Source organism: Stenotrophomonas sp. AG209 (assembly GCF_003550055.1).
Lineage (GTDB): Bacteria > Pseudomonadota > Gammaproteobacteria > Xanthomonadales > Xanthomonadaceae > Stenotrophomonas.
Map to the genome: position 1 here is coordinate 135730 of NZ_QXDB01000006.1, position 26493 is coordinate 162222.

Here is a 26493-nt window from a genome sequence, read left to right on the forward strand (position 1 = left end):
CATGCCCTGGCTTGTAATGGGCGCGCTGCTGGGGCTCGCCCTGCTGAGTGCGTTGCTGACCTGGGCTGCACGCGGCTATGCGCTGCGCCAGCAGTTGATGGACCAGCCCGGCGAACGCCGCAGCCATAGCGTCGCCACCCCACGCGGTGGCGGCATCGCCATCGTCATCAGCCTGCTGGTGACTGCCGGCGTGGCCATCTGGGCCTGGCCCGAAAGCACGCCGACGGTGCTGGTGGCCAGCCTTGGGCTGGTGCTGGTGGCCGGCATCGGCTGGTGGGACGATCACAGGCCCCTGCCGGCGATGCGTCGCCTGCTGGTGCATTTCATCGCCGCAGCGCTGCTGGCCGGCCTGGTCAAGATGAATGGTGGCAGCTGGCTGCTGGCGGTGCTGGTGCTGCTGTTCACCGCCTCGCTGATCAACATCTGGAATTTCATGGACGGCATCAATGGCATTGCTGCCAGCCAGGCCGTCGTGGCGATGCTGGGGCTGGCGCCGGTGCTGCCGTGGCCGTACTCGCTGGCCGCCGTGGCCCTGGGCCTGGCCTGCCTTGGATTCCTGCCGTTCAACTTCCCTCGGGCCCGGATCTTCATGGGCGATGTCGGAAGCGGCGCGCTGGGGTATGCGGTCGCCGCCGTGCTGGCGCTCGCCAGCGTGCGCACCGATATCAACTGGATCCTGCTGCTGGTGCCGGTTTCGCCGTTCCTCGTGGACGCCGGCTTCACACTGCTGGCGCGCATCATTTCCGGACAACGCTGGATGGAACCCCATACCCAGCACGTCTACCAGCGCGCGGTGCAGGCAGGAGCCAGTCACCCCCAGGTGACAGGGATGTACTTTGCTTTGGGCCTGTTCAGTATTACAGTGTTCAATGTCTGCTCCAATTTGCAGCCGAGGTGGGAGGCTGCCGTGGCGATCACGTGGTTCATCGCGTTGAGCGTCCTCTGGCTCCTCCTGCGCAATGGAATGCGCCACCGACAAGGAAATACCTGACTTATGGCTTCACCCTGGCGGGACAGAATCCTCGGCCTGATGCCGCGTTCGGCCATCGTCTGCCACGACCTCTTCATGGTCTGGGCATGCTGGCAGTTGCTCCATGCAGGGCGCTACTCGATCCTGCCCAACGCCCCGGCACTGCCCCTGTGGAACGTCGATACCACCCTGGTCCTGTTGCTGCAGGGCCTGGTGTTCTGGCGCGTGGGCCTGTACCGCGGCCTGTGGCGGTTCGCCAGCGTCAGCGACCTGCTGAACATCTTCAAGGCCAGCTTCATCGGCATGGTGGCGATCGTCCTGGTGCTGATGTGGAAGCGCTTCGACGGCGTGCCGATGTCGGTGCTGGTGATCTATCCGTTCGCGCTGTCGGCACTGCTCGGCGCGCCGCGCCTGCTGTACCGCGCCTGGAAGGACTACCAGGCACTGCAGTCCGATTCCAGCGCCCGCCGCGTGCTGATCCTCGGCGCCGGCCAGGCTGCCGAAACCCTGGTGCGCGACCTGCGCCGTTCCGGCAACTTCGAGCCGGTCGGCCTGCTCGACGATGCACCGCACCTGCGTGGTGCCAAGCTGCAGGGCCTGCCGATCCTCGGCACCCTGGATGACGCGCCGACGGTGGTCCGCGAGACTGCTGCAAAGCTGCTGGTCATTGCCATGCCGTCGCTGGACGCCGCGGGCATGCAGCGTGTCGTCGCGATTTGCGAAAGCACCGGCGTGCCGTTCCGTACCGTGCCCAAGCTCAGTGACATCCTGCAGGGCCAGTCGCTGCCGGGCCAGTTGAAGGAAGTGGCGATCGAGGATCTGCTGGGCCGCAAGCCGATCATGCCGGACTGGAACCTGATCCGCGGCTGGTTGGGCGGGCGCACCGTGATGGTCACCGGTGCCGGTGGTTCGATCGGCTCGGAGCTGTGTCGCCAGTGCGCGCGGCATGGCGCCGGTCGCATCATCCTGCTGGAGATCAGTGAACTGCTGTTGCTGACCATCGAAGGCGAGCTGCGTCGCAGCTTCCCCGATGTCGAGATCGAGGCAGTGCTGGGCGATTGTGGTGACCCGGCGGTGATCCGCCATGCGCTGTCGCTGCACCCGGTCGATACGGCTTTCCATGCGGCCGCCTACAAGCATGTACCGGTGCTGGAGCGCCAGCTGCGCGAAGCGGTGCGCAACAACATCCTGGCGACCGAGAATGTGGCCCGCGCCTGCCTGGAAGCGCGCGTGGAGCATTTCGTGTTCATCTCCACCGACAAGGCGGTCGACCCGGTCAATGCGCTGGGTGCCAGCAAGCGCTACGCCGAGATGATCTGCCAGAGCCTGGACCAGAAGTCCACGCATACCCGTTTCGTCACGGTGCGCTTCGGCAACGTGCTGGCGTCGGCTGGCAGCGTGGTGCCGCTGTTCCGCGAGCAGATCCTGCGTGGCGGGCCGGTCACTGTCACCGACCCGGAAGTCAGCCGTTACTTCATGACCATCCCCGAGGCCTGTCAGCTGATTCTGCAGGCGGCCGCCTCGGCGTCGCATGGCGCGATCTACACCCTCGACATGGGCGAGCCGGTGCCGATCCGCGTGCTGGCCGAACAGATGATCCGCCTGACCGGCAAGCAGCCGTACAAGGATATCCAGATCATCTATACCGGCCTGCGTCCGGGCGAGAAGCTGCACGAGACGCTGTTCTATTCGGACGAAGACTACCGCTCGACCGCGCACCCGAAGATTCTCGAGGCCGGCGTGCGTACATTCTCTCGGGATATGGTGCTGGGCAACGTCCCACGCCTGCGTGAGGCGATTGCCAGCTACGACACCGCCAGCATCCAGGAAATCCTGTTTGCGACGATGCCGGAGTTCTCGCCAATCGAACAGGATGCTTACATTTCATCCGCTAAAGTCGTGCCTTTTCCGGCACGTGAGGCCAACAGGCACCAATGAGCAAGCGAATTCGCAAAGCAGTTTTCCCGGTGGCAGGGCTGGGGACGCGTTTTTTGCCAGCAACCAAGACTGTGCCGAAGGAGATGCTGCCGATCATTGATCGGCCGCTGATCCAGTACGCCGTGGATGAGGCGATCGAAGCCGGCTGCGACACGCTGGTGTTCATCACCAACCGCTACAAGCACGCGGTCGCCGACTATTTCGACAAGGCCTACGAACTGGAGCAGAAGCTCGAGCGCGCCGGCAAGCAGGAGCAGCTGGAGCTGATCCGCCACGTGCTGCCCAATGGCGTGCGCGCGATCTTCGTGACCCAGGCCGAAGCGCTGGGCCTCGGGCACGCGGTGCTGTGTGCCAAGGCGGTGATCGGCGACGAGCCGTTTGCCGTGCTGCTGCCCGATGACCTGATCTGGAATCGGGGTGCCGGTGCGCTGAAGCAGATGGCCGACCTCAACGAGGCCAGTGGTGCCAGTGTGATCGCGGTAGAAGACGTGCCGCACGAAAAGACCGCCAGCTACGGCATCGTCGCCACCGAGGCCTTCGATGGCCGCAAGGGCCGCATTTCGCAGATCGTGGAAAAGCCGAAGCCGGAGGACGCGCCGAGCGACCTGGCCGTGGTGGGCCGCTACGTGCTGAGCCCGAAGATCTTCGAGCTGCTGGAGCAGACCGGCAGCGGTGCCGGCGGCGAGATCCAGCTGACCGATGCGATCGCGCAGCTGCTGAAGACCGAAGAGGTGGATGCCTATCGTTTCGAGGGCACCCGTTTCGACTGCGGCACGCATCTGGGGCTGGTGGAGGCGACGATCCGCTTCGCGCTGGACAACCCGAAGCTGGCTGGCCCGGCGCGGGAGAAGCTGGCGGCGATGCTGGCGGAATAAGGGTTCTATCAAGCGCTCCGTCAGCGCCTTCCTGCCAAAGTGGGGGAGGCGTGGGCAGGCCGCTGCAGGACACGCCGTAAACCCCCCTCCGGGGTCCGGCCCAGCCGCTGGCGGCTGTGCGTTCGGGCGCTTGCGAAGCAGTGCTTCGCAAGCAAAGCGCCCTCACCCATGGGGGCTCGATGGCGCCATCCATGGCGCCAACGGTCCTGCAGCGGCCTGCCCACGCCTCTCGACAGTTTCCTGCGGGCGCGGACGGGAAGGGCGGAATCAAGGTCAAGAGCAAAAGCAAAAAGGCAGCCGGTGGCTGCCTTTTTTGTTTCCGCGAGCGTCGAGTCGGGGTCGGATCTCTTTGCGTAGCAAAGGGCTCTGACCCCAGCTCTTGATCCTGCCTTTGCTCACCCCTCCGCCGCGCGGAATGATGGATGGCGCGGGTGGGTGAGGCTGACCGGGACTGTCAGCGGCATGGATGCCGCTGCCAAGCCCCCAGGGACGGGTTCACGGCGTGTCCCGGGCAGCCTCACCCACCCGGGCCCCACAGCCAACCAGCAATCAGCCGGCAACGCTTTGAACCTTACAGCGCCTCGAAAATACCCGCCGCGCCCATGCCGGTGCCGATGCACATCGTCACCATGCCGTACTTCTGCTGGCGACGACGCAGGCCGTGCAGCAGGGTCGCGGTACGGATCGCGCCGGTCGCACCCAGCGGGTGGCCCAGGGCAATGGCGCCGCCCAGCGGGTTCACCTTGCTCGCGTCCAGGCCGCAATCGCGGATCACCGCCAGCGACTGCGCGGCGAATGCTTCGTTCAGTTCAATCCAGTCCAGCTGGTCCTGGGTCAGCCCGGCCTGCTTCAGTGCCTTCGGAATCGCGGCAATCGGGCCGATGCCCATCACTTCCGGGCGCACGCCGGCCACCGAGAAGCTGACGAAACGGGCCAGCGGGGTCAGGCCGTAATCCTTGATCGCCTGTTCCGAGGCCAGCAGCACGGCGCCGGCGCCATCGCTCATCTGCGAGGAGTTGCCGGCGGTGACGGTGCCGCCGAACTGGCCGTTGCGGAACACCGGGCGCAGCTTGGCCAGGCCTTCAGCCGAAGAATCCGGGCGGGGGCCTTCGTCGGTGTCGGCGATCTTGTTGCGGGTGATGATGCGCTGGCCGTCGGCCAGGTCCGGCAGGTGCGAGACGATTTCGTACGGGCTGATCTCGTCCTTGAACTCGCCGTTCTGGATCGCGGCCATGGCCTTCTGGTGCGAGGCCAGGGCGAAGGCGTCCTGGTCTTCGCGCGAGACCTTCCACTCTTCAGCCACCTTCTCGGCGGTGATGCCCATGCCGTAGGCGATGGCGACGTGGTCATTGTCGAACACGCTCGGCGCCATGGCGATCTTGTTGCCCATCATCGGCACCATCGACATCGACTCGGTGCCACCGGCCAGCATCAGGTCGGCGTTGCCCAGGCGGATCGCGTCGGCGGCCTGCGCCACGGCCTGCAGGCCGGAAGAGCAGAAGCGGTTCACGGTCTGCGCCGCGATGGTGTTCGGCAGGCCGGCCAGCAGCACGCCGATGCGCGCCACGTTCATGCCCTGCTCGGCTTCCGGCATGGCGCAGCCGATGATCGCGTCATCGATGCGGTTGACGTCCACGCCCGGGGCCTGGGCGACGACGCTGCGCAGCACGTGCGCAAGCATGTCGTCGGGGCGGGTGTTGCGGAACATGCCCTTGGGCGCCTTGCCGACCGGGGTACGGGTGGCGGCGACGATGTAGGCGTCCTGGATTTGCTTGGTCATTGCAGTGATCTCTCGAATTTTTTAGCCGGAGTGCCGACCAACGGTCGGCACCCACCAGAGGCAGAGGAGTGCCGACCAAGGGTCGGCACCCGCCATCAATCAGTTACGCAGCGGCTTGCCGGTCTTCAGCATGTGCGCGATGCGGGCCTGGGTCTTTTCCTGCTGGGCCAGTTCGACGAAGTGCTTGCGCTCCAGGGTCAGCAGCCACTCTTCGTCGACCAGGGTGCCGCGGTCGACCTTGCCGCCGCACAGCACGGTGGCGATGCGCTCGGCGATCTCGTAGTCGTACGGGCTGATGAAACGGCCTTCCAGCATGTTGACCAGCATCATCTTGAAGGTGGCGATACCGACGTCACCGGCGACCTGGATGCGGCGTGCCGGCAGCGGCGGACGATAGCCCGCTTCGGCCAGGGCGCGCGCTTCGGCCTTGGCGATGTGCAGCGCCTCGTAGCTGTTGAACACCACCTTGTCGGTGCTGCGCAGCAGGCCCAGTTCCTTGGCGTTGACCGCCGAGTTGGACACCTTGGCCATCGCCACGGTCTCGAAGGTCTTCTTCAGTTCGGCGAACACGTCGCCGCCCGGGCCCGCGGCCTGCGAGGCGCGCACGGCCAGTTCCTTCAGGCCACCACCGGCCGGCAGCAGGCCGACGCCAGCCTCGACCAGGCCGATGTAGCTTTCCAGGAAGGCCACGGTCTTGGCGCTGTGCATCTGGAACTCGCAGCCGCCACCCAGGGCCAGGCCACGCACGGCAGCCACCACCGGCACCAGCGAGTACTTGATGCGCTGGCTGGTGCGCTGGAAGTTGGCAACCATTTCTTCGAACTGGTCGACCTTGCCGGCCTGCAGCAGGCCCAGAGCGCCGGCCAGGTCGGCACCGGCGGAGAAGGGTTCCTTCTGCTGCCAGATCACCAGGCCCTGGAAGTCCTTCTCGGCGCGGCTGACGCATTCCTGCAGGCCGTCCAGCACCTGGTCGGACACGGTGTTCATCTTGGTCTTGAAGCTGACCACGGCGATGCCATCACCGTCGTGCCACATGCGCAGGCCGTCGTTCTCGAACACGGTCTCGCCCGGCGCGAACTTCTCGCCCAGCAGCGGATCCGGGAAACGCTGGCGCTGGTACACCGGCAGCGACGAGCGCGGCAGCTTGGCGTTGCGCGACGGGCTGTAGCTGCCTTCGGCGGCATGCACGCCGTCGCGGCCATCGAACACCCAGTCCGGCAGCGGGGCGTTGCTCATGCTCTTGCCGGCGACGATGTCATCGGCGATCCACTGCGCGACCTGCTTCCAGCCGGCGGCCTGCCAGGTTTCGAACGGGCCCAGCGACCAGCCGTAGCCCCAGCGGATGGCCAGGTCGACGTCGCGCGCGGTCTCGGCGATGTCGGCCAGGTGATAGGCGCTGTAGTGGAACAGGTCGCGGAAGGTCGCCCACAGGAACTGCGCCTGCGGGTGCTGGCTCTCGCGCAGCTTGGCGAACTTCTCGGCCGGGTTCTTGATCTTCAGGATCTCGACCACTTCCGGTGCAGCGGCGCGGTCGGCCGGGCGGTAGTCCTGCTTCTCCAGGTCCAGCACCACGATGTCCTTGCCGACCTTGCGGAAGATGCCGGCGCCGGTCTTCTGGCCCAGCGCGCCCTTGGAAATCAGCGCGTCCAGCCACTTCGGCGACTTGAAGAATTCATGCCACGGGTCATTCGGCAGGGTGTCGCCCATGGTCTTGATGACGTGGGCCATGGTGTCCAGGCCGACCACGTCGGAGGTGCGGTAGGTGGCCGACTTCGGGCGGCCGACCAGCGGGCCGGTCAGGCCGTCCACTTCATCGAAGCCCAGGCCGAACTGCTGGGTGTGGTGGATGGTGGACAGGATCGAGAACACGCCGATGCGGTTGCCGATGAAGTTCGGGGTGTCCTTGGCGTACACCACGCCCTTGCCCAGGGTGGTGACCAGGAATTCTTCCAGGCCTTCCAGCACGGCGGCGTCGGTGGTGGTGGCCGGGATCAGCTCGGCCAGGTGCATGTAGCGCGGCGGGTTGAAGAAGTGCACGCCGCAGAAGCGGTGGCGCAGCTGCTCGGGCAGCACGTCGGCCAGCTTGTTGATGCCCAGGCCCGAGGTGTTGGAGGCCAGCACCGCGTGGTCGGCCACGAACGGCGCGATCTTCTTGTACAGGTCCTGCTTCCAGTCCATGCGCTCGGCGATGGCCTCGATGATCAGGTCGCAGTCCTTCAGCTGCTCCAGGCCGGACTCGTAGTTGGCCGGGGTGATGGCTTCGGCCAGCGACTTGCTGGCCAGCGGTGCCGGGCTCAGCTTGCCCAGGTTGGCGATCGCCTTCAGCACGATGCCGTCGGCCGGACCTTCCTTGGCGGGCAGGTCGAACAGCACGGTGTCGACGCCAGCGTTGGTGAGGTGGGCGGCGATCTGGGCACCCATGACGCCGGCACCCAGCACGGCGGCGCGGCGGACTAGCAGGGAATTGGACATGGTGTAGGGCCTTTGTTGGTCAGCAGTTACTGGGTGGAATCAAAGGGAAGCGGGCAGGGCGCTGGCGCGAGCGGCGGCGCGGAACCCGGCTTCGGCGAAATGGATCAGTTCGTGGGCGGCATGGGCACGATGCGCCGCTTCGGTGACACCGGCGGGACGCTTGATCAGCCCGAAGTCGGCCATGGCATAGGTAAGCGAGCCGGCCAGGAAGTCCAGGCGCCAGTACAGCTCTTCCTTGCTCAGGTCGGGCACGCACTCGCCGATGGCTTTGCCGAACGCGCGCAGCACGTGGCCGTAGTGGTCGGACAGGAATTTGCGCAGGTTGTCGTTCTTCTCGGCGTAGGCGCGGGCGATCACGCGCACGAAGGCGCCGCCGTTCTGGCGGTCCTGGGCCAGCGCCAGTGCCGGTTCGACGAAGGCGGCCAGCACCGGGCGCAGCTGCCCGGGGTGTTCGCTGCGGGCGCGCTCGAGCTGCGACAGGCGGGCGCCGGTCATCTCGTCCATGCGGCGGCGGAACACCTCGTTGACCAGGTTTTCCTTGGAGCCGAAGTGGTAGTTGACCGCAGCGATGTTGACGTCGGCCTGGCTGGTCACCTGGCGCAGCGAAGTGCCGGCGAAGCCGTGCTGTGCGAACAGCTCCTCGGCCGCGCCGAGAATGCGGTCCTTGGTCGAGAAGTGGGCGGGTTTGGCCATCGGCGGGCAGACCTTAATCAAACGATTGTTTGATACTAGGACCAGACGGTACCGTATGGCATTTTGCAGTGCAGCAAAATCCTGTCGCCCGGTTACAAGGGATTCAGTAGTGCCAGCCCATGGCTGGCAACGCATGATCCTGAATGGGCAGGCTCCGGCGCTCGATATCCCGCATCCTGCCTGCCAGCCATGGGCTGGCACTACTGCACGGGATCTTTTACAATTCGCCTACGTTTATCAGGCTAAGCCCGCGTCCCGACGCGGGTTTTTTTCATGTTACCCTTCGGGCCATCAGCGGCCCGATTCCATTGGAGACATCCCATGGCGCTGGAGCGCACCCTTTCGATCATCAAGCCGGACGCCGTTGCCAAGAACGTCATCGGCGAAATCTACGCCCGCTTCGAGAAGGCCGGCCTGAAGGTCGTGGCCGCCAAGTACAAGCAGCTGTCGCGCCGTGAAGCCGAAGGCTTCTACGCCGTGCACCGCGAGCGTCCGTTCTTCAACGCGCTGGTCGAGTTCATGATCTCCGGCCCGGTGATGATCCAGGCTCTGGAAGGCGAGAACGCCGTCCTGGCCCACCGCGACCTGCTGGGCGCCACCAACCCGAAGGAAGCCGCTGCGGGCACCATCCGCGCCGACTTCGCCGAATCCATCGATGCCAACGCCGCCCACGGCTCGGACTCGGTCGAGAATGCCGCGATTGAAATCGCCTACTTCTTCGCCGCCACCGAAGTCGTCTCGCGCTGAGAGTAATGCCGTGAACGAGGTCGTACAGTCCCCCGCCATCCAGCCGCTGCCGAAGTCGGCACCCACGGCTGGCAAGCAGAACCTGCTCGACCTCGATCGCGCGGGCCTGGAGAAGTTCTTCGTCGAGGTTCTTGGCGAAAAGAAGTTCCGTGCCCATCAGGTGATGAAGTGGATCCACCATCGCTACGTCACCGACTTCGATGAAATGACCGACCTCGGCAAGGTCCTGCGCGCCAAGCTGCAGGCCCATGCCGAGGTGCTGGTTCCCAACATCGTGTTCGACAAGCCCTCCGCCGACGGCACCCACAAGTGGCTGCTGGCGATGGGCGTGGATGGCAAGAACGCCATCGAGACCGTGTACATCCCGGACAAGACCCGCGGCACGCTGTGCGTGTCCTCGCAGGTCGGTTGCGGCCTGAACTGCACGTTCTGCTCCACCGCCACCCAGGGCTTCAACCGCAACCTGACCACTGCCGAGATCATCGGCCAGGTGTGGGTTGCCGCACGCCACCTGGGCAACGTGCCGCACCAGATGCGCCGCCTCACCAACGTGGTGATGATGGGCATGGGCGAGCCGCTGATGAATTTCGATAACGTCGTGCGCGCCATGAGCGTGATGCGCGACGACCTGGGCTACGGCCTGGCCAACAAGCGCGTGACCCTGTCGACCTCCGGCCTGGTGCCGCAGATCGATCGCCTGTCCGCCGAAAGCGACGTGTCGCTGGCGGTGTCGCTGCACGCGCCGAACGATGCGCTGCGCGAGACCCTGGTGCCGCTCAACAAGAAGTACCCGATCGCCGAGCTGATGGCCTCGTGCGCACGCTACCTGCGCGCCAACAAGCGCCGCGAATCGGTCACCTTCGAATACACCCTGATGAAGGGCATCAACGACAAGCCCGAGCATGCTCGCGAGCTGGCCCGCCTGATGCGCCAGTTCGACAACGCGGTGCAGGCCAAGGATTCGGGCAAGGTCAACCTGATCCCGTTCAACCCGTTCCCGGGCACCCGCTACGAGCGTTCGGAAGAGGCGCACATCCGTGCCTTCCAGAAGATCCTGCTCGACAGCAACGTGCTGACCATGGTCCGCCGCACCCGTGGCGACGACATCGACGCCGCCTGTGGCCAGCTCAAGGGCCAGGTGATGGACCGCACCCGCCGCCAGGCGGAGTTCAACAAGACGCTGCAGGCGGGGAAGGGGAGCGATGCCGCGGCCTGACCGCCTCTGGCTGGTCCTTCTCGCAGGCGTGCTGGCCGTTGCGGTCGGCGGCTGCAAATCCCATCCCAAGGCCAAGCTCGGGCCGAGCCAGGCGCCGGTCTATTCGGTGGGTGATCCGGAAAGCGTGCGGCGCGAAGTGCGTTGGCGCGATCTGTTGACCCTGGCGACCCGCGACATGCAGGTCGGCAATCTCGACGCTGCCGAGCGCAAGGTGCGCGAAGCACTGAAGCTGGCGCCCGAGGCTCCGGATGCGCTGGTGCTGCAGGCCGGCATCGATGACCGTCGTGGCCGCACCCGCCAGGCGGGCGAGAATTTCCGCAAGGCCGCCGAACTGGCGCCGCAGCGCGGAGACGTGCTCAACAACTACGGGGCTTGGCTGTGCCAGCAGGGCCAGTCGGCCGAATCGCTGGCCTGGTTCGACCGGGCGCTGCAGGCGCCGGGCTATGCCACCCCGGGCGAGGCGCAGGCCAATGCCGGCAGCTGCGCCCTGGACGCGGGCCAGCTCGAACGTGCCGAACGCGACCTGCGTGCGGCCCTCGTCGCGGCGCCTGCCAACCCGGTCGCGCTGGAGTCGATGGCCCAGCTGAGCTTCCGCCAGGGCCGCTTCATGGAGGCCCGGGCCTTCGCCGAACGTAGGATTGCGGCTGCACCCGCAACACGTTCCGTGTTACAACTTGCGTCTCAAATCGAAGCGAGGCTGGGCGATCGGGCGGCATCTGATCGTTATCTGCAGCGGATTCGACAGGAATTTCCGCAGGAAGCGGGCTCCTAACTCCAGGGTTGATGCATTGTGATTGATGACCAGACTGTGAGCGCTCTCGAGACTGCGGCCGGCTGCGGCACCCGCCTGCGCCAGGCCCGCGAAGCGGCCGGACTGACCCTCGAAGATGTCGGCTCGCGCCTGCGCATGCCGGTCCAGGTGGTCAAGTCGCTGGAAGAGGAACAATGGCAGAAGCTGGGGGCGCCGGTGTTCGTGCGCGGCCAGCTGCGCAGCTACGCGCGCCTGCTGGACGTGGACGTGGGCCAGCTGCTGGAACAGGCCCAGGTCGGCCCGGTGGTTCCGCCCACCCTGGTCAGCCATACCCATACCCCGCGTGCGCGCCGCATCGCCGAGAACCTCGGCCGGCGCGTGCTGTACGTCGGCATCACCGCCGTGCTGGCGGTGCCGGTGTGGTTCGCCACCCGTGGTCACTTCGACGGCAGCGCGACCCCGTCGCCGAGCACCGCCTCGCTGGACGTGATCCCGGCCGCCGTGCCGGTCACCCCGTCCGCGGCCGGTGCCGAGGCTGTCGCGCCGGCCGAAGCGACCACTGCCCCGGCCAGCAAGCCGGCGGCGACCCCGTACGTGGCCTCGCTGGCCCCGGTGCCGCGCCCGGCGCCGGCACCTGCGGCGGCCGGCAACGCGCTGGAAATGCAGTTCAGCGGCGACAGCTGGGTCGACATCGGCGGCCCGGACGGCAGCACCGTCGAGAAGGCGCTGATCAAGTCCGGCGAGACCCGCAGCTTCACGCCGGGCCAGGTGACCCGGGTGACCCTGGGCAACGCCTCGGCGGTCCAGGTTCAGCAGAACGGCGCTATCGTCGATCTGACCCCCTACCAGCGAGCCAACGTGGCACGCTTTCAGGTATCCTCTGAAGGCTCCGTAGTCCCGGTTTCGCACTGAGGCGCGGTTTCACCACCTTCGATTAATCCCAATGGTCCCTCCCGACGGGCGGGGCGAGAGTACGCATGGCGATCGACGATCTGCTCGACGAGCACGAACAAAGTGAACGCGTCCGCAGCTGGCTGCGGAAGAATGGCGCCAGCATCCTCGGTGGCGTAGTCATCGCCATCGGTGCCATTGCCGGCTGGCAGTGGTACCAGAAGGATCAGGGCGGCAAGCTGGCCTCGGCCAATGTCGAGTACCAGAAGGCCCTGCAGGGCCTGCAGCAGAACAAGCTTGACGACGCCGCCAAGGCGGTCAAGGCGCTCGAAGCGGGCCCGTCCAGCATCTACGGCGACCTCGCGGCGCTGCAGCTGGCCAAGGCCCAGGTCGACGCCGGCAAGAACGAAGAAGCACTGGCCACCCTGCGCAATGTGAAGGTCGAGGGTGACCTGCAGCGCGTGGTCGACCAGCGTGTGGCCCGCCTGCTGGTGGCTACCGGCAAGAGCGACGAGGCGATCAAGCTGCTGGGCAGCGCCACCGACAGCAGCAGCCTGGAAATCCATGGCGATGCGCTGATGGCGCAGGGCAAGCGCGATGACGCCCGTGCACAGTACGAGAAGGCGCTGAAGACGCTGGACGTGGCAGCGCCGCAGCGGCGCCTGCTGGAAACCAAGGTTATGGACGCCGGCGGCACCGTCGCCGCCCCTGCGGAGTCGGTTTGATGAGTCAGAAGGTCATGATCACCCGCGTCGCCACCGTGCTCCTGATGGGCATGGCCCTGACCGGCTGCAGCACCATGAAGGGCTGGTTCGCTGGCAAGGACGCGGCCGCGAAGAAGGCACAGGAACCGGCTGAGCTGGTCAAGTTCGAGCCGACCCTGAAGGTCAGCAAGGCCTGGTCGGTCAACCTCGGCAAGGGCGAGCGCCGCATCGGCGTGCGCCAGGGCCCGGCAGTGGCCAACGGCCACGTGTTCGCTGCGGCGATCACCGGTGGCGTGCACGCCATCGACCTGCAGACCGGCAAGAAGGTCTGGACCTGGGAGCCGAAGAAGGAAAAGAAGAAGGCCAAGCTGCGCCTGTCCGGCGGCCCGGGTGTCGGTGAGAACCTGGTCGTGATCGGCACGCTGGATGGCCAGGTCATCGCGCTGGACATCAACGATGGCAGCGAAAAGTGGCGGGCCCGTGTTCCGGGTGAAGTCATCGCCGCGCCGGCCGTTGCTCAGGGCATGGTCTACGTGCGCAGCAACGACGGCCGCGTCACCGGCTTCGATGCCGGCAATGGCACCCAGAAGTGGTTCAACCCGAGCGAACTGCCGGCGCTGACCGTGCGCGGCAACGCGCCGGTGGTGACTGGTCCGGGCGTGCTGTTCATCGGCAAGGACGAGGGCGCGGTTGCGGCCCTGGCCCAGCAGGATGGCCGCACCCTGTGGGAACAGAACCTCGGCAACGGCGAAGGCCGCACCGAGCTGGAGCGCATGGCGGACGTTGACGGTGCTCCGGTGCTGGAGGGCAACACCCTCTACGTGAGCAGCTTCAAGAACCAGACCATGGCCATCGAAGGCCCGACCGGTCGCCCGCTGTGGGCGCGCGACCATGGCGGTGCCGGTGGCGTGGCGGTGTCGTCGGGCAATGTGTTCGTCACCGACAACAAGGGCGGCGTGTTCGGCCTGGACAAGGCCAGCGGCGCTGCCATGTGGTCGCAGACCGCGCTGGCCCGTCGTTCGCTGACCGGCCCGGCGCTGCACGGCGACTACGTGGTGGTCGGCGACTACAAGGGATACGTGCACTGGTTGCAGGCGTCCGATGGTGCGATGGCGGCACGGGCAAAAAGTGGCGGCGACGCCCTGCTGGCCCAGCCGATCGTCGCAGACGGGGTGCTGCTGGTGCAGAACGTTGATGGCAAGCTGACCGCCTTCCGGTTGGCAAATTAAAAATTGGAGTAATCGCGATGCTGCCTTTGGTCGCCCTGGTTGGACGGCCGAATGTCGGCAAGTCGACTATTTTCAATGCGCTTACGCGCACCCGTGACGCGCTGGTCCATGACCAGCCCGGCGTCACCCGCGACCGCAACTACGGTGTCTGCCGTCTGGACGAGGACAATCATTTCCTCGTCGTCGACACCGGCGGTATCGCGGAAGAGGAAGAGGGTCTGGCAGGGGCTACCACCCGCCAGGCCCGCGCCGCTGCGGCGGAAGCCGACCTGATCCTGTTCGTGGTCGATGCCCGTGAGGGTACCTCGGCGATGGACGACGAGATCCTGGCCTGGCTGCGCAAGCTGTCGCGCCCGACGCTGCTGCTGATCAACAAGATCGACGGCACCGACGAGGACACCGTGCGTTCGGAGTTCGCCCGCTACGGCTTCGGCGAGATGCTGACCGTGTCGGCCGCGCATCGCCAGGGCCTGGACGACCTGCTGGACGAAGTGATCCAGCGCCTGCCGGAAGAGGGCAGCGGCGAAGAGCTGGACAACGATCCGAACCGCATCCGCATCGCCTTCGTCGGCCGCCCGAACGTGGGTAAGTCGACGCTGGTCAACCGCATCCTCGGCGAGGAGCGCATGATCGCCTCCGACGTGCCGGGCACCACCCGCGACTCGATCGCCGTGGACCTGGAGCGTGACGGCCGCGAGTACCGCCTGATCGACACCGCCGGCCTGCGCCGTCGTTCGCGCGTGGACGAGGTCGTCGAGAAGTTCTCGGTGGTCAAGACCATGCAGTCGATCGAGCAGTGCCAGGTGGCCGTGCTGATGCTCGACGCCACCGAAGGCGTGACCGACCAGGACGCTACCGTGCTCGGTGCCGTGCTCGACGCCGGCCGTGCACTGGTCATTGCCATCAACAAGTGGGATGGCCTGACCGAGTACCAGCGCGAGCAGGCGGAAACCATGCTGTCGCTGAAGCTGGGCTTCGTGCCGTGGGCCGAGTCCGTGCGCATCTCGGCCAAGCATGGCTCGGGCCTGCGTGAGCTGTTCCGTGCGGTGCACCGCGCCCACGAATCGGCGAACAAGACCTTCACCACCAGCGAAGTGAACAAGGCGCTGGAAGTGGCGTACGAGACCAACCCGCCGCCGACCATCCGCGGCCACGTCTCCAAGCTGCGTTATGTGCATCCGGCCGGGGCCAACCCGCCGACCTTCATCGTGCACGGCACGCGCCTGAAGGAGCTGCAGGAATCGTACAAGCGCTACCTGGAGAACTTCTTCCGCAAGCGCTTCAAGCTGATCGGCACGCCGGTGAGCTTCATCTTCCGCGAGGGTACCAACCCGTACGAGGGCAAGAAGAACGTCCTCACCGAGCGGCAGGTCAAGGCCAAGCGGCGCTTGATGAAGCACGTCAAGGGCAAGTGATGCAGAAGAAGGCGGCCGCAGGGCCGCCTTTTTCGTTGTGGTGCATGGGCGGCCGCCTTGCTCAGGCGTGGCCCCACGGCAACAGCACGCCACGGAACCTCATCTGTCCCGACGACAGGCGGTCATACGCCTCGGTCGCGCGGTCCAGGTCAAAGGTCTCGACCATCGGCTTCACCTTGCCGGCGGCGGCAAGCTGCAGCACTTCGCTGAGATAGTGCTGGCCACCATGGGTGGCGCCGATCACGCGCTGGCGCATCATGTGGAATGGCACGCCTTCGGACGAGATCGAGAAGGGCTGGCTGAAGTCCAGGCCGCACAGCACAACGCGCCCGTCGACACGCAGGCCGGTCATCGCTTCTTCGGCCGAGCTGAATTCATTGGTGGTCACCAGCAGTACGTCGGCGCCACCGATGGCCTTCAGCTCCTTGCCGTTGGCCACGACCTGGTCAGCGCCCAGCTGCTGGGCGAGCGCATGCTTGTCTGCGGAATGGGTGATGGCGATGGTCTCGAAGCCGCAGGCCTTGGACAGCTGCAGGGCGACGTGGCCCAGGCCACCGATACCCAGTACCGCGATCTTCTCCCGTGGCTGGGGCGCCGCATCACGCAGCCCGCTCCAGGTGGTGTAGCCGGCACACATCATCGGCGCCGCGTCCACGTAGGAAAGGCCGTCAGGCAGCAGTACCGTGCCTTCGGCGGAGATGGCGATGTACTGTGCGTGTCCACCCTGCGCGGCGAAGCCGGTGGTGCGGGGTGCATCGCAGTTCATCGCGGTCTGCCCGGACAAGGGGCGGCTCTCGCGGCAGTAGGGGCATCGGCCGCATGCGGATTGGACCCATGAGGTGCCCACGCGATCGCCCACCCGGCGCGTGTGCACGCCCGCGCCCACTTCCACGACCTCGCCGACCACTTCATGCCCTGGTGTCTGCGGGTAGATGTCGCCGCCATAGCCCTGGGTTGCCCACACGTCCGTGTAGCACATGCCTGATGCGTGGACCTTGACCAGCACCTGGCCCGGTTCGATCACGGGCATCGGGACGTCCTGTACCTGCCACGGCGCATTCGGCCCGGTCATCACAACCGCTTTCATCGTTTTCATCGTCTTGATCCTGTCCCGGTGGGTGAGCGCCGAGGGCGTGTGCCCGCGGACACCCCGGAGCGTAGAATCGGTTGACTATCAAGACAATCGCTTCAATATTTAACGACATGGTGAGTAGTATTCAACAATCCGGCGGAGGTGATCTGGCCGCCTTCACTGCGTTCCTGGCGGTGGCAGCGCATCGGAGCTTCCGCAGCGCGGCGGCGGAGTTGAACATCACGCCGTCGGCGATCAGTCATGCGATCAAGGCGCTCGAGCAGCGGCTGGGTGCGCGCCTGTTCAATCGCACCACGCGCAGCGTCTCGCTGACCGACGCCGGGGAGCGGCTGGCGGAAAAACTGCGTCCGGCCATGGCCTCGATCGAAGAGGCCCTGCAGTCGGTGGATACTGAGGCTGGCACGCCGCGCGGTACGGTCCGCATCAACGCCAGTGAAGGCGCCATACGGCTCGTGCTGAAGCCCGTGCTTGCGCGGTTCCTGCGCCAGTACCCGCAGATCCACCTGGATATCGTCAGTGACGGCCGGTTGGGCGATATCGTTTCGGAGGGATTCGATGCGGGTATCCGCCTGACCGAAGCCGTGCCCCAGGACATGGTCGCGATTGCAGTGACCGCGCCCATGCGGTTCGCGGCGGTTGCCTCGCCGGCGTACCTGCAGGCGCGTGGGCGGCCACTGCGGCCGCTGGATCTGCATCAGCACGACTGCATCCGTTTCCGCTTCGAAAGTGGGGCGATCTACCGGTGGGAGTTCGAGCATCAAGGCACCACCGAGCGGGTGAACGTCTCCGGGCCGATCACGCTGACGGACCAGCCGTTGATGGTCGACGCGGCCATTGAAGGTATCGGCATTGCCTTCGTTCCCGAGCATCTGGCACTGGAGCCATTGGCCGATGGCCGCCTGCTGCGGCTGCTCGAGGACTGGTGTCCCGAGTTTCCCGGTCTTTCGCTGTACTACCCGGGCCATCGGCATGTGCCGCCCGGGCTGAAAGCGCTGATCGGTCTTCTTCAGGAACAGCACGGCGGGCGCGGGTAGTCCGGGTAGCGCCGGGCATTGGTCAAGGCAAGGCAGAGCGGCCTGCGTGATAATGCGGCCATGAGCATCCAAGAGCTTTCCCCCGCGCAGGCACGCGAGCGCCTGGCCCATGGCGCGGTGCTGATCGATGTGCGCGAGGCGCACGAACGGGCCGGGGGCATGGCCGAAGGCGCGCATGGCGTGGCCAAGGGCGAGCTGCAGGCCGACCCGGCCGCGCATCTGCCGCGGCACGACCAGGAAATCCTGCTGATCTGCCAGAGCGGCAAGCGCTCGGCCGATGCCGCGCAGTTCCTGCTGGAGGCCGGCTACACCCGCGTCGCTTCCGTGATGGGCGGCACCGTGGCCTGGCGCGAGCAGTCGCTGCCGCTGGTACAGCCCCTGGCCAGCGCTGCCGACCGCGACTTCTACGATCGCTATTCGCGCCACCTGCTGCTGCCACAGGTGGGCGAGGCCGGCCAGCGCCGGCTGCAGCAGTCGCGCGTGCTGGTGCTGGGTGCAGGTGGCCTGGGCGCGCCGGCGGGCTTCTATCTGGCCGCGGCCGGGGTAGGGCATCTGCGCTTCGCCGACCATGACCGCGTGGAACGCAGCAACCTGCACCGGCAGATCGTGCATACCGAGGCCAGCGTCGGCCAGCTCAAGGTCGATTCCGCGCGCGAGCGGCTGCTGGCGCTGAACCCGTCGATCGAGGTCGAGGCGGTGCCGGAACGGGTCACGTCCGAGAACGTGGATGTGCTGCTGGAGGGCGTGGACGTGGTGCTGGATGGGTCGGACAACTTCCCGCTGCGCTACCTGCTCAACGACGCCTGCATCAAGCACGCCAAGCCACTGGTGTATGCCGCCATCGAGCGCTTTGACGGCCAGGTAAGCGTGTTTGACGCCGGCCGCCAGCGTGGCGTGGCGCCGTGCTACCGCTGCCTGTTCCCGGAGCCGCCGCCGCCGGAGTTCGCGCCGAACTGTTCCGAGGCGGGTGTGCTGGGTGTGCTGCCGGGCCTGGCTGGTGTGCTGCAGGCCACCGAGGTGCTGAAGCTGCTGCTGGGCATCGGCGAGCCGCTGGTGGGGCGCCTGCTGCGCTTCGATGCGCTGGGCATGCGCTTCCGCGAGACCGGCATCCGGCCGGACCCGTACTGCCCGGTGTGCGCGCCGGGCGTGCCGTTCCCGGGGTATATCGATTACGCCGCGTTCTGTCGGGGTGGATGAGCCTAGCCGGGCGTCATCCACGCATGGCGTGGATCTACTAATGCGTCGGTAGATCCACGCCATGCGTGGATGGATGTATCGGGTTTCGGGATGATGCTGGGGGTCGCTCCCAGCATCGTTCCACATCCAAGACAATCCGGCGCAACATGCGTGCTATTGCCGTCATCGGCATTGCTCTATTGTTGAACCCGATTCTGGATCTTGGGGAAAACACCGCATGGCGGTAGAAGCAGCGACCAGCGAGCTGGTCAAGGTCGTCGCCCTGTTGGGCGCGGCGGTGGTGATGGTGCCTTTGTTCCGCCGGGCCGGCCTGGGCTCGGTGCTGGGCTACTTCGCTGCCGGCCTGGCGATCGGACCGTTCGGGCTGGGCTGGTTCTCCGACCCCCAGGCGATCCTGCATACCGCCGAGCTCGGCGTGGTGATGTTCCTGTTCGTGATCGGCCTGGAGATGCGGCCCTCGCACCTGTGGAGCCTGCGCAAGGAAATCTTCGGGCTGGGCACGCTGCAGATCGTCACCTGCGCGGTGGTGCTGACCAGCATCGCCAAACTGTTCGGCCTGCCGTGGCAGGTGGCCTTCATCGGCGCCACCGGCTTCGTGCTGACCTCCACTGCGGTGGTGATGCAGCTGCTGGCCGAGCGCGGTGACATCGCGCTGCCGTCGGGGCAGAAGATCGTCTCCATCCTGCTGTTCGAAGACCTGTTGATCGTGCCGTTGCTGGCGCTGGTGGCGTGGATGGGTCCGAGTGCGGGCAGCGCCGATGGCGAGGGTTCGCGCTGGCTGTCGGTGGCGATCGGTGTGGGTGCCATCGTCGGCCTGGTGCTGGTCGGCCGCTTCCTGCTCAACCCGCTGTTCCGCGTGCTGGCCGAATCGAAGGCGCGCGAGGTGATGACTGCCGCCGCGCTGCTGGTGGTGCTGGGTGCGGCGCTGCTGATGCAGCTGTCCGGCCTGTCGATGGCGATGGGCGCGTTCCTGGCCGGCGTGCTGCTGAGCGAGTCGACCTTCCGCCACCAGATCGAGGCGGACATTGAACCGTTCCGCGGCATCCTGCTCGGCCTGTTCTTCCTCAGCGTGGGCATGGCGCTGGACCTGAGCGTGGTGGCCGCGCACTGGCAGCTGATCCTAGGCCTGGTGCTGGCGCTGATGGCGGCCAAGGCGCTGTGCATCTACGTGGTGGCGCGCGTGATGGGCAGCGACCACGCGCAGGCGCTGGACCGTGGCGTGCTGATGGCGCAGGGCGGCGAGTTCGCCTTCGTGTTGTTCTCCGCCGCCGCATCGGCCGGCGTGATCGACCTGGAGATCAATGCCAACTTCACCGCCGTGGTGGTGTTGTCGATGGCACTGACTCCGCTGGTGGTGCTGGTCTACAAGCGCATCGCGCCGAAGCCGACGGTGAACATGGACGGCGTGGACGAGGCCGACGGCCTGTCCGGCAGCGTGCTGCTGATCGGTTTCGGTCGCTTCGGCCAGGTCGCCAGCCAGTCGCTGCTGGCGCGCGACGTGGACGTGACCATCATCGACAACGATGTGGAGATGATCCAGAGCGCGGCGCGGTTCGGTTTCAAGATCTATTACGGTGATGGCACGCGTCTGGATGTGCTGCATGCCTCGGGCGCCGCGACCGCGCGTGCGATTGCGGTGTGCGTGGACAAGGCCGAGGCGGCCGACCGCATCGTTGAACTGGTGGCGCATGAATTCCCGCAGGCCAAGTTGATGGTGCGCTCGTTCGACCGCGAGCATTCGCTGCGGCTGATCCATGCCGGTGTCGATTTCCAGATTCGCGAGACCTTTGAATCGGCAGTGCTGTTTGGCCAGGCCGCGCTGGTGGAACTGGGGGCGGATGAGGACGACGCGGTGGAGATTGCCGAGCAGATCCGTCGCCGCGATGCTGAGCGCTTCGAGCTGGAGATTGCCGGTGGTGGTCTGAATGCCGGCGCGCGGATGATCTACGGCAACAGCCCGCAGGGCGTGCCGACGCCGACGCCGTTCACCGCGCCGAAGCGGGAGAGCAAGACGCTGAACCCGCAGGATGTGCCGGAAGAGGAAGAATAAAGCCCGGTAGTGCCGGCCGCTGGCCGGCAGATACGGGAACGTTCCGACGTCATGAGGTTGCCGGCCAGCGGCCGGCACTACCAGGTGGGGAATTACCCAAGCCGTGGCGGTGGGCGAGGGGGCCTGAATCGGGGACAATAGCGTCCCCGCCGCCCCACGCCTGCTCCCGATGACCGATTCCGCCCCCCAGCTTCCTGCCCGCATCCTTGATGGCCGCCGCATCGCCGAGGACCTGCTCGACAGCCTGAAGGTGCGCGTCGACGCCCGCGTGGCCGCTGGCGGCAGCCGCCCGGGCCTGGCCGTGGTGCTGGTCGGTGGCGACCCGGCCTCGACCGTGTACGTGCGCAACAAGCGCCGTGCCGCCGAGAAGGTCGGCATCGAAGCACATGACTACGACCTGCCGGCCGGTACCACCGAAGCCGAGCTGCTCGACCTGATCGACCAGCTCAACGCCGATCCGAAGATCAACGGCATCCTGATCCAGCTGCCGCTGCCGGGCATCCCCGACGCGCGCCGGCTGATCCAGCGCATCGACCCGCGCAAGGACGTGGATGGCTTCCACCCGGAAAACGTCGGCCACCTGGCCCTGCGCGAGTTCGGCCTGCGCCCTTGCACCCCGCGCGGCATCACCACGCTGCTGGGCCACACCGACCAGCCGGTGCGCGGCCGCAACGCCACCATCGTGGGTGTGAGCAACCACGTCGGCCGCCCGATGGGCCTGGAACTGCTGATTGCCGGCTGCACCGTGACCAGCTGCCATAAGTTCACCCCCAAGGACGTGCTGGAACAGGCCGTGCGCAACGCCGACATCCTGGTGGTGGCGGTGGGCCGCCCGGGCATCGTGCCGGGCGAGTGGGTGAAGCCGGGCGCGGTGGTGATCGACGTCGGTATCAACCGGTTGGATGACGGCCGCCTGGTGGGTGACGTTGGGTTTGAAGCCGCTGCCCAGCGGGCGAGCTGGATCACCCCGGTGCCGGGCGGCGTGGGTCCGATGACCGTGGCCACGTTGATGCAGAACACGTTGGAAGCGGCGGAAGCGCTTAGCTGACGGCGGCTGGGGCTGGTCTCAGATGTCTGAGGGATAGTGCGGACCAACGGTCCGCACCCACCTAAAGCGGCTGGATCTGGCCCTTGGGTCTGCTCGCGAGATGTGCTGCTGGTGGGTGCCGACCGTTGGTCGGCACAATGCCAGAGGGGTGGGGCTCCTGCTGGGGCACTGGTGTCTGAGAGAGAGTGCGGACCAACGGTCCGCACCCACCACAGGCAGGCCGACGACCGGCTGTTGGTAGGTGCCAACCTTGGTTGGCACGATCCGTCCGGCGCTGGACTCCAGATGGGGTGAAGGCCTCTCCCTGTTTGTGCCAACCAAGGTTGGCACCTACCAAAGGCGGTTCCAGTGCGGACCAACGGTCCGCACCCACCGAGGGTAGGTTCCAGACCCTGAGAGCAGGTTGCAGCCCCCCTGAACCAATCGCCGCCCGCGCGACACTGCGTCGCATCTACCCCCTGCCACACGGCGCGAAAACAGGGTAAAATGTCGCGCTTCCCCACATCTCGGGTATGCCGATGCTGCGCATCCAGGCTGAAGCACTCACTTACGACGACGTCTCGCTCGTCCCCGCCCACTCGACCATCCTGCCCAAGGACGTCAACCTCGAAACGCGGTTGACCCGAGACCTGAAGCTGAAGCTTCCGATCCTGTCCGCAGCCATGGATACCGTCACCGAAGCCCGCCTGGCCATCGCCATGGCCCAGCTCGGCGGCATGGGCATCATCCACAAGAATCTCAGCCTGGAACAGCAGGCCGCGGAAGTGGCCAAGGTCAAGAAGTTCGAGGCCGGCGTCATCCGCGACCCGATCACCGTCGGCCCGGAAACCACCATCCGCGACGTGCTGGCCCTGACCCAGGCGCACAACATCTCCGGCGTGCCGGTGGTGGGCAGCGACGGCCTGCTGGCCGGCATCGTGACCCACCGCGACATGCGCTTCGAGACCGAGCTGGACGATCCGGTCCGCCACATCATGACCAAGAAGGATCGCCTGATCACGGTCAAGGAAGGCGCCGCGTCTGATGAAGTGCTGCAGCTGCTGCACCGCAACCGCATCGAAAAGGTGCTGGTGGTCAATGATTCGTTCGAACTGCGTGGCCTGATCACCGTCAAGGACATCCAGAAGAACACCGACTTCCCGAACGCTGCCAAGGATCTGTCGACCCGCCTGCTGGTCGGCGCTGCCGTCGGCGTGGGTGGCGATACCGATCGCCGCGTGGAAGCGCTGGTCGCCGCCGGCGTGGACGTGATCGTGGTCGATACCGCGCACGGCCACTCGCAGGGCGTGCTGGACCGCGTCAGCTGGGTCAAGAAGAACTTCCCGAACGTGCAGGTCATCGGTGGCAACATCTGCACCGGCGAAGCCGCACTGGCGCTGCTGGACAGCGGCGCGGACGCCGTCAAGGTCGGCATCGGCCCGGGCTCGATCTGCACCACCCGCGTTGTCGCCGGCGTCGGCGTGCCGCAGGTCACCGCCATCGACCTGGTGGCCGAAGCGCTGCAGGACCGCATCCCGCTGATCGCCGACGGTGGCATCCGCTACTCGGGCGACATCGGCAAGGCGCTGGCCGCCGGTGCCTCGACCATCATGGTCGGCGGCTTGCTGGCCGGTACCGAGGAATCGCCGGGTGAGACCGAGCTGTACCAGGGCCGTTCGTACAAGAGCTACCGCGGCATGGGTTCGCTGGCTGCCATGGAGAAGGGGTCGAAGGACCGTTACTTCCAGGACGCCGCCACCGCCGACAAGCTGGTGCCGGAAGGCATCGAAGGTCGCGTGCCGTACCGCGGCCCGGTGGGCGGCATCATCCACCAGCTGATGGGCGGCCTGCGCGCCACCATGGGCTACGTGGGCTGCGCCACCATCGAAGACATGCGCAGCAAGCCCAAGTTCGTGAAGATCAGCGGCGCCGGCCAGCGTGAGAGCCACGTCCACGACGTGACGATCACCAAAGAGCCGCCGAACTACCGCGCCTGATGCGCTTGCGAACTGCTCTTGCGATTACGGGCAGCCTGCTGATGGCAGGCTGTTCGTTGTCCGAACCGCCGCCGCGCTCCGGGTCTCCGGGCGCGGCGGTTTCGCAATTGCAGGACGTGCAGGCGTGCCAGAACGCGTTCTCGCTGCCGAAGGGCTGGCAGGTGCAGGCCGCTGGCGAGCAGCGCTGGCTGCTGAAAGGCACCGGTGAGCGCCCGCTGCAGGTCACCCTGCAGTGCATTACCGAACTGCTGCACGGGCCGGATGATCCGGTGCTGACGCCGGTACTAGGCGCGCTGGAGCCCGCACGGATGAGCGTGCGCTGGGCGTCCTGGGGCGCTGCGGATTCGGGCTTCTCGATGGCGGCGCTGCAACGGCGCATCGTGCCCGGCACCGAAGTGCAGGAAATCGCCGAGCTGCCGCGCGCCGACCGCTCCAACCCCAACGCACCGCATGGCCTGCTGATGCTGCGCTGGGACGAGGAAGACCCCTCACATATTCAACAACGCGAGGCGTTCATCGCCACGCTGACGCAGAGCCTTGAAGCGCCGGGCGCTGCGAAAAACACCACTGGAACGGCACCATGACCAACATCCATAACGACAAGATCCTCATCCTCGATTTCGGCGCGCAGTACACGCAGCTGATCGCCCGCCGCATCCGCGAGCTGGGCGTCTACTGCGAAATCTGGGCGTGGGACCACAACCCGGCCGAGATCGCTGCGTTTGGCGCCAAGGGCATCATCCTGTCCGGTGGCCCGGAATCGACCACGCTGCCGGGTGCCCCGGCCGCGCCGCAGGAAGTGTTCGACAGCGGCCTGCCGATCTTCGGCATCTGCTACGGCATGCAGACCCTGGCCGCGCAGCTGGGCGGTGCCACCGAAGCCGCTGACCAGCGCGAGTTCGGCCACGCCGAAGTGAACGTGATCAACCCGGATGCACTGTTCAAGGGCCTGAGCGACCACGGCGGCGAGCCGAAGCTGAATGTCTGGATGAGCCACGGCGACCACGTCTCCGTTGCACCGCCGGGCTTCACCATCACCGCCACCACCGACCGCATTCCGGTGGCCGCCATGGCCAACGAAGAAAAGCGCTGGTACGGCGTGCAGTTCCACCCGGAAGTGACCCACACCCTGCAGGGCCAGGCGCTGCTGCGCCGCTTCGTGGTGGACGTGTGCGGCTGCCAGACCCTGTGGACCGCCGCCAACATCATCGACGACCAGATCGCCCGCGTACGCGAACAGGTGGGCGATGACGAAGTGATCCTGGGCCTGTCCGGCGGCGTCGATTCGTCCGTGGTGGCCGCGCTGCTGCACAAGGCCATCGGCGAAAAGCTGACCTGCGTGTTCGTGGATACCGGCCTGCTGCGCTGGCAGGAAGGCGACCAGGTGATGGCGATGTTTGCCGAGCACATGGGCGTGAAGGTGGTGCGCGTGAATGCCGCCGACCGTTACTTCGCCGCGCTGGAAGGCGTGAGCGACCCGGAAGCCAAGCGCAAGATCATCGGCAACCTGTTCGTTGAGATCTTCGACGAAGAGTCGAACAAGCTGAAGAATGCCAAGTGGCTGGCGCAGGGCACCATCTACCCGGACGTGATCGAGTCGGCCGGCAGCAAGACCGGCAAGGCGCATGTGATCAAGAGCCACCACAACGTGGGCGGCCTGCCGGAGCACATGAAGCTGGGCCTGGTGGAGCCGCTGCGCGAGCTGTTCAAGGACGAGGTGCGCCGCCTGGGCGTTGAGTTGGGCCTGCCGCGCACCATGGTCTACCGCCATCCGTTCCCGGGCCCGGGCCTGGGCGTGCGTATCCTGGGCGAAGTGAAGCGCGAATACGCCGAGCTGCTGGCCAAGGCCGATGCCATCTTCATTGATGAGCTGCGCAAGGCCGACCTGTACGACAAGACCAGCCAGGCGTTTGCCGTGTTCCTGCCGGTGAAGTCGGTGGGCGTGGTGGGCGATGCGCGGGCGTATGAGTGGGTGATTGCGCTGCGGGCCGTGGAGACGATCGACTTCATGACCGCGCATTGGGCACATCTGCCGTATGAGTTCCTAGGGACGGTGAGCAACCGGATCATCAATGAGTTGCGGGGGGTTTCGCGGGTGGTTTATGACATCTCGGGGAAGCCGCCGGCTACTATTGAGTGGGAGTGAGTTGAGAGAACTAGGGCGCCGAGAGGCGCCCTTTCTTTGACCACGGTAATTCTTTTAGTACCCGCAAGTCTTGGCGAGCTTGGCAAACGATTCAAATAGGACTTATCGCGATCGGCTCTTCGCAATTCGGAGTCCCGTGGAGGGGCATCCGTTGTCCGCTATCACAGGAAGTTAAGAGTCGAGCTCTCTAAATATGTCGCGAAGGCACAATCCTAAGGAGCGCTCTTCCGCGCTTCTTTCCAGAAATCCGAGCACAAATCTCTCTCGG

At 66.3% G+C, this 26493-nt stretch carries 21 protein-coding genes; 17 read left to right on the top strand and 4 right to left on the bottom strand.

Going from position 1 to position 26493, the window contains the following annotated elements:
* Position 1: 1 nt before the first annotated feature.
* The 3 genes from DFO63_RS21420 to galU are packed head-to-tail and all read left to right on the top strand — an operon-like array spanning position 2 to position 3783.
* Positions 2-991, top strand: coding sequence for a glycosyltransferase family 4 protein (locus tag DFO63_RS21420; protein ID WP_049445748.1), 990 nt, complete (start codon positions 2-4; stop codon positions 989-991).
* Positions 992-994: 3 nt separating this feature from the next.
* A complete protein-coding gene (locus DFO63_RS21425; protein WP_049445750.1) occupies positions 995-2908 on the top strand; it encodes a nucleoside-diphosphate sugar epimerase/dehydratase in 1914 nt (637 codons plus the stop codon).
* The gene (gene galU / locus DFO63_RS21430; RefSeq protein WP_049445751.1) at positions 2905-3783 is read left to right on the top strand and encodes a UTP--glucose-1-phosphate uridylyltransferase GalU; all 879 of its coding nucleotides are present in this window, start codon (positions 2905-2907) and stop codon (positions 3781-3783) included. The genes DFO63_RS21425 and galU overlap by 4 nt, the downstream gene beginning before the upstream one ends.
* 571 nt (positions 3784-4354) lie before the next feature.
* Here galU and DFO63_RS21435 read toward each other — a convergent pair.
* The 3 genes from DFO63_RS21435 to DFO63_RS21445 all read right to left on the bottom strand — a co-directional run bounded on the left by DFO63_RS21435 (position 4355) and on the right by DFO63_RS21445 (position 8728).
* Positions 4355-5563, bottom strand: a complete 1209-nt coding sequence (locus DFO63_RS21435) for an acetyl-CoA C-acyltransferase (protein WP_119007835.1) — start codon at positions 5561-5563, stop codon at positions 4355-4357.
* Between the two features lie 99 nt (positions 5564-5662).
* Positions 5663-8035: a 3-hydroxyacyl-CoA dehydrogenase/enoyl-CoA hydratase family protein gene (locus tag DFO63_RS21440; RefSeq protein WP_014036899.1), complete on the bottom strand. Its 2373-nt coding sequence runs from the start codon at positions 8033-8035 to the stop codon at positions 5663-5665.
* Positions 8036-8074: 39 nt separating this feature from the next.
* Positions 8075-8728, bottom strand: a complete 654-nt coding sequence (locus tag DFO63_RS21445; RefSeq protein ID WP_014646856.1) for a TetR family transcriptional regulator — start codon at positions 8726-8728, stop codon at positions 8075-8077.
* 321 nt (positions 8729-9049) lie between these two features.
* Here DFO63_RS21445 and ndk point away from each other — a divergent pair, with 321 nt between their 5' ends.
* The 7 genes from ndk (at position 9050) to der (ending at position 15681) form a co-directional block, all read left to right on the top strand.
* On the top strand, positions 9050-9475 hold the full coding sequence (ndk, locus tag DFO63_RS21450) for a nucleoside-diphosphate kinase (protein WP_008265389.1): 426 nt from the start codon (positions 9050-9052) through the stop codon (positions 9473-9475).
* 10 nt (positions 9476-9485) lie between these two features.
* On the top strand, positions 9486-10691 hold the full coding sequence (gene rlmN, locus DFO63_RS21455; RefSeq protein ID WP_005409296.1) for a 23S rRNA (adenine(2503)-C(2))-methyltransferase RlmN: 1206 nt from the start codon (positions 9486-9488) through the stop codon (positions 10689-10691).
* Complete coding sequence (gene pilW / locus DFO63_RS21460; RefSeq protein WP_049445755.1) at positions 10678-11463, top strand: type IV pilus biogenesis/stability protein PilW; 786 nt, start codon at positions 10678-10680, stop codon at positions 11461-11463. The genes rlmN and pilW overlap by 14 nt, the downstream gene beginning before the upstream one ends.
* Positions 11464-11481: 18 nt before the next feature.
* Positions 11482-12354, top strand: a complete 873-nt coding sequence (locus DFO63_RS21465; RefSeq protein WP_049445756.1) for a RodZ domain-containing protein — start codon at positions 11482-11484, stop codon at positions 12352-12354.
* Positions 12355-12419: 65 nt separating this feature from the next.
* Positions 12420-13058 carry a tetratricopeptide repeat protein gene (locus DFO63_RS21470; protein WP_032960761.1) on the top strand — a complete coding sequence of 213 codons (639 nt, stop codon included), beginning with the start codon at positions 12420-12422 and terminating at the stop codon, positions 13056-13058.
* Complete coding sequence (gene bamB / locus DFO63_RS21475) at positions 13058-14266, top strand: outer membrane protein assembly factor BamB (protein WP_075674686.1); 1209 nt, start codon at positions 13058-13060, stop codon at positions 14264-14266. Before DFO63_RS21470 ends, bamB begins: the two co-directional genes overlap by 1 nt.
* 17 nt (positions 14267-14283) lie before the next feature.
* Positions 14284-15681 carry a ribosome biogenesis GTPase Der gene (gene der, locus DFO63_RS21480; protein ID WP_014036905.1) on the top strand — a complete coding sequence of 466 codons (1398 nt, stop codon included), beginning with the start codon at positions 14284-14286 and terminating at the stop codon, positions 15679-15681.
* A gap of 61 nt (positions 15682-15742) precedes the next feature.
* Here der and DFO63_RS21485 read toward each other — a convergent pair whose 3' ends face one another.
* Positions 15743-16777, bottom strand: coding sequence for an alcohol dehydrogenase catalytic domain-containing protein (locus tag DFO63_RS21485; RefSeq protein ID WP_182474448.1), 1035 nt, complete (start codon positions 16775-16777; stop codon positions 15743-15745).
* Positions 16778-16884: 107 nt separating this feature from the next.
* Here DFO63_RS21485 and DFO63_RS21490 point away from each other — a divergent pair, with 107 nt between their 5' ends.
* From DFO63_RS21490 to guaA, 7 genes are all read left to right on the top strand, one after another.
* The gene (locus DFO63_RS21490; protein WP_119007836.1) at positions 16885-17808 is read left to right on the top strand and encodes a LysR family transcriptional regulator; all 924 of its coding nucleotides are present in this window, start codon (positions 16885-16887) and stop codon (positions 17806-17808) included.
* A 60-nt stretch (positions 17809-17868) separates the two neighbouring features.
* Positions 17869-19005: a molybdopterin-synthase adenylyltransferase MoeB gene (gene moeB / locus DFO63_RS21495; RefSeq protein ID WP_119007837.1), complete on the top strand. Its 1137-nt coding sequence runs from the start codon at positions 17869-17871 to the stop codon at positions 19003-19005.
* A gap of 217 nt (positions 19006-19222) precedes the next feature.
* Positions 19223-21055 carry a monovalent cation:proton antiporter-2 (CPA2) family protein gene (locus DFO63_RS21500; protein WP_101765321.1) on the top strand — a complete coding sequence of 611 codons (1833 nt, stop codon included), beginning with the start codon at positions 19223-19225 and terminating at the stop codon, positions 21053-21055.
* 169 nt (positions 21056-21224) lie between these two features.
* On the top strand, positions 21225-22103 hold the full coding sequence (gene folD / locus DFO63_RS21505; protein WP_014036908.1) for a bifunctional methylenetetrahydrofolate dehydrogenase/methenyltetrahydrofolate cyclohydrolase FolD: 879 nt from the start codon (positions 21225-21227) through the stop codon (positions 22101-22103).
* Between the two features lie 518 nt (positions 22104-22621).
* The gene (guaB, locus tag DFO63_RS21510; RefSeq protein WP_005409308.1) at positions 22622-24079 is read left to right on the top strand and encodes an IMP dehydrogenase; all 1458 of its coding nucleotides are present in this window, start codon (positions 22622-22624) and stop codon (positions 24077-24079) included.
* 107 nt (positions 24080-24186) lie between these two features.
* Entirely contained in the window at positions 24187-24663 is a 477-nt protein-coding gene (locus tag DFO63_RS21515) for a hypothetical protein (RefSeq protein WP_182474451.1), read from the top strand.
* Positions 24660-26225, top strand: coding sequence for a glutamine-hydrolyzing GMP synthase (gene guaA, locus DFO63_RS21520; protein WP_005413109.1), 1566 nt, complete (start codon positions 24660-24662; stop codon positions 26223-26225). Before DFO63_RS21515 ends, guaA begins: the two co-directional genes overlap by 4 nt.
* The last annotated feature ends 268 nt before the right edge of the window (positions 26226-26493 follow it).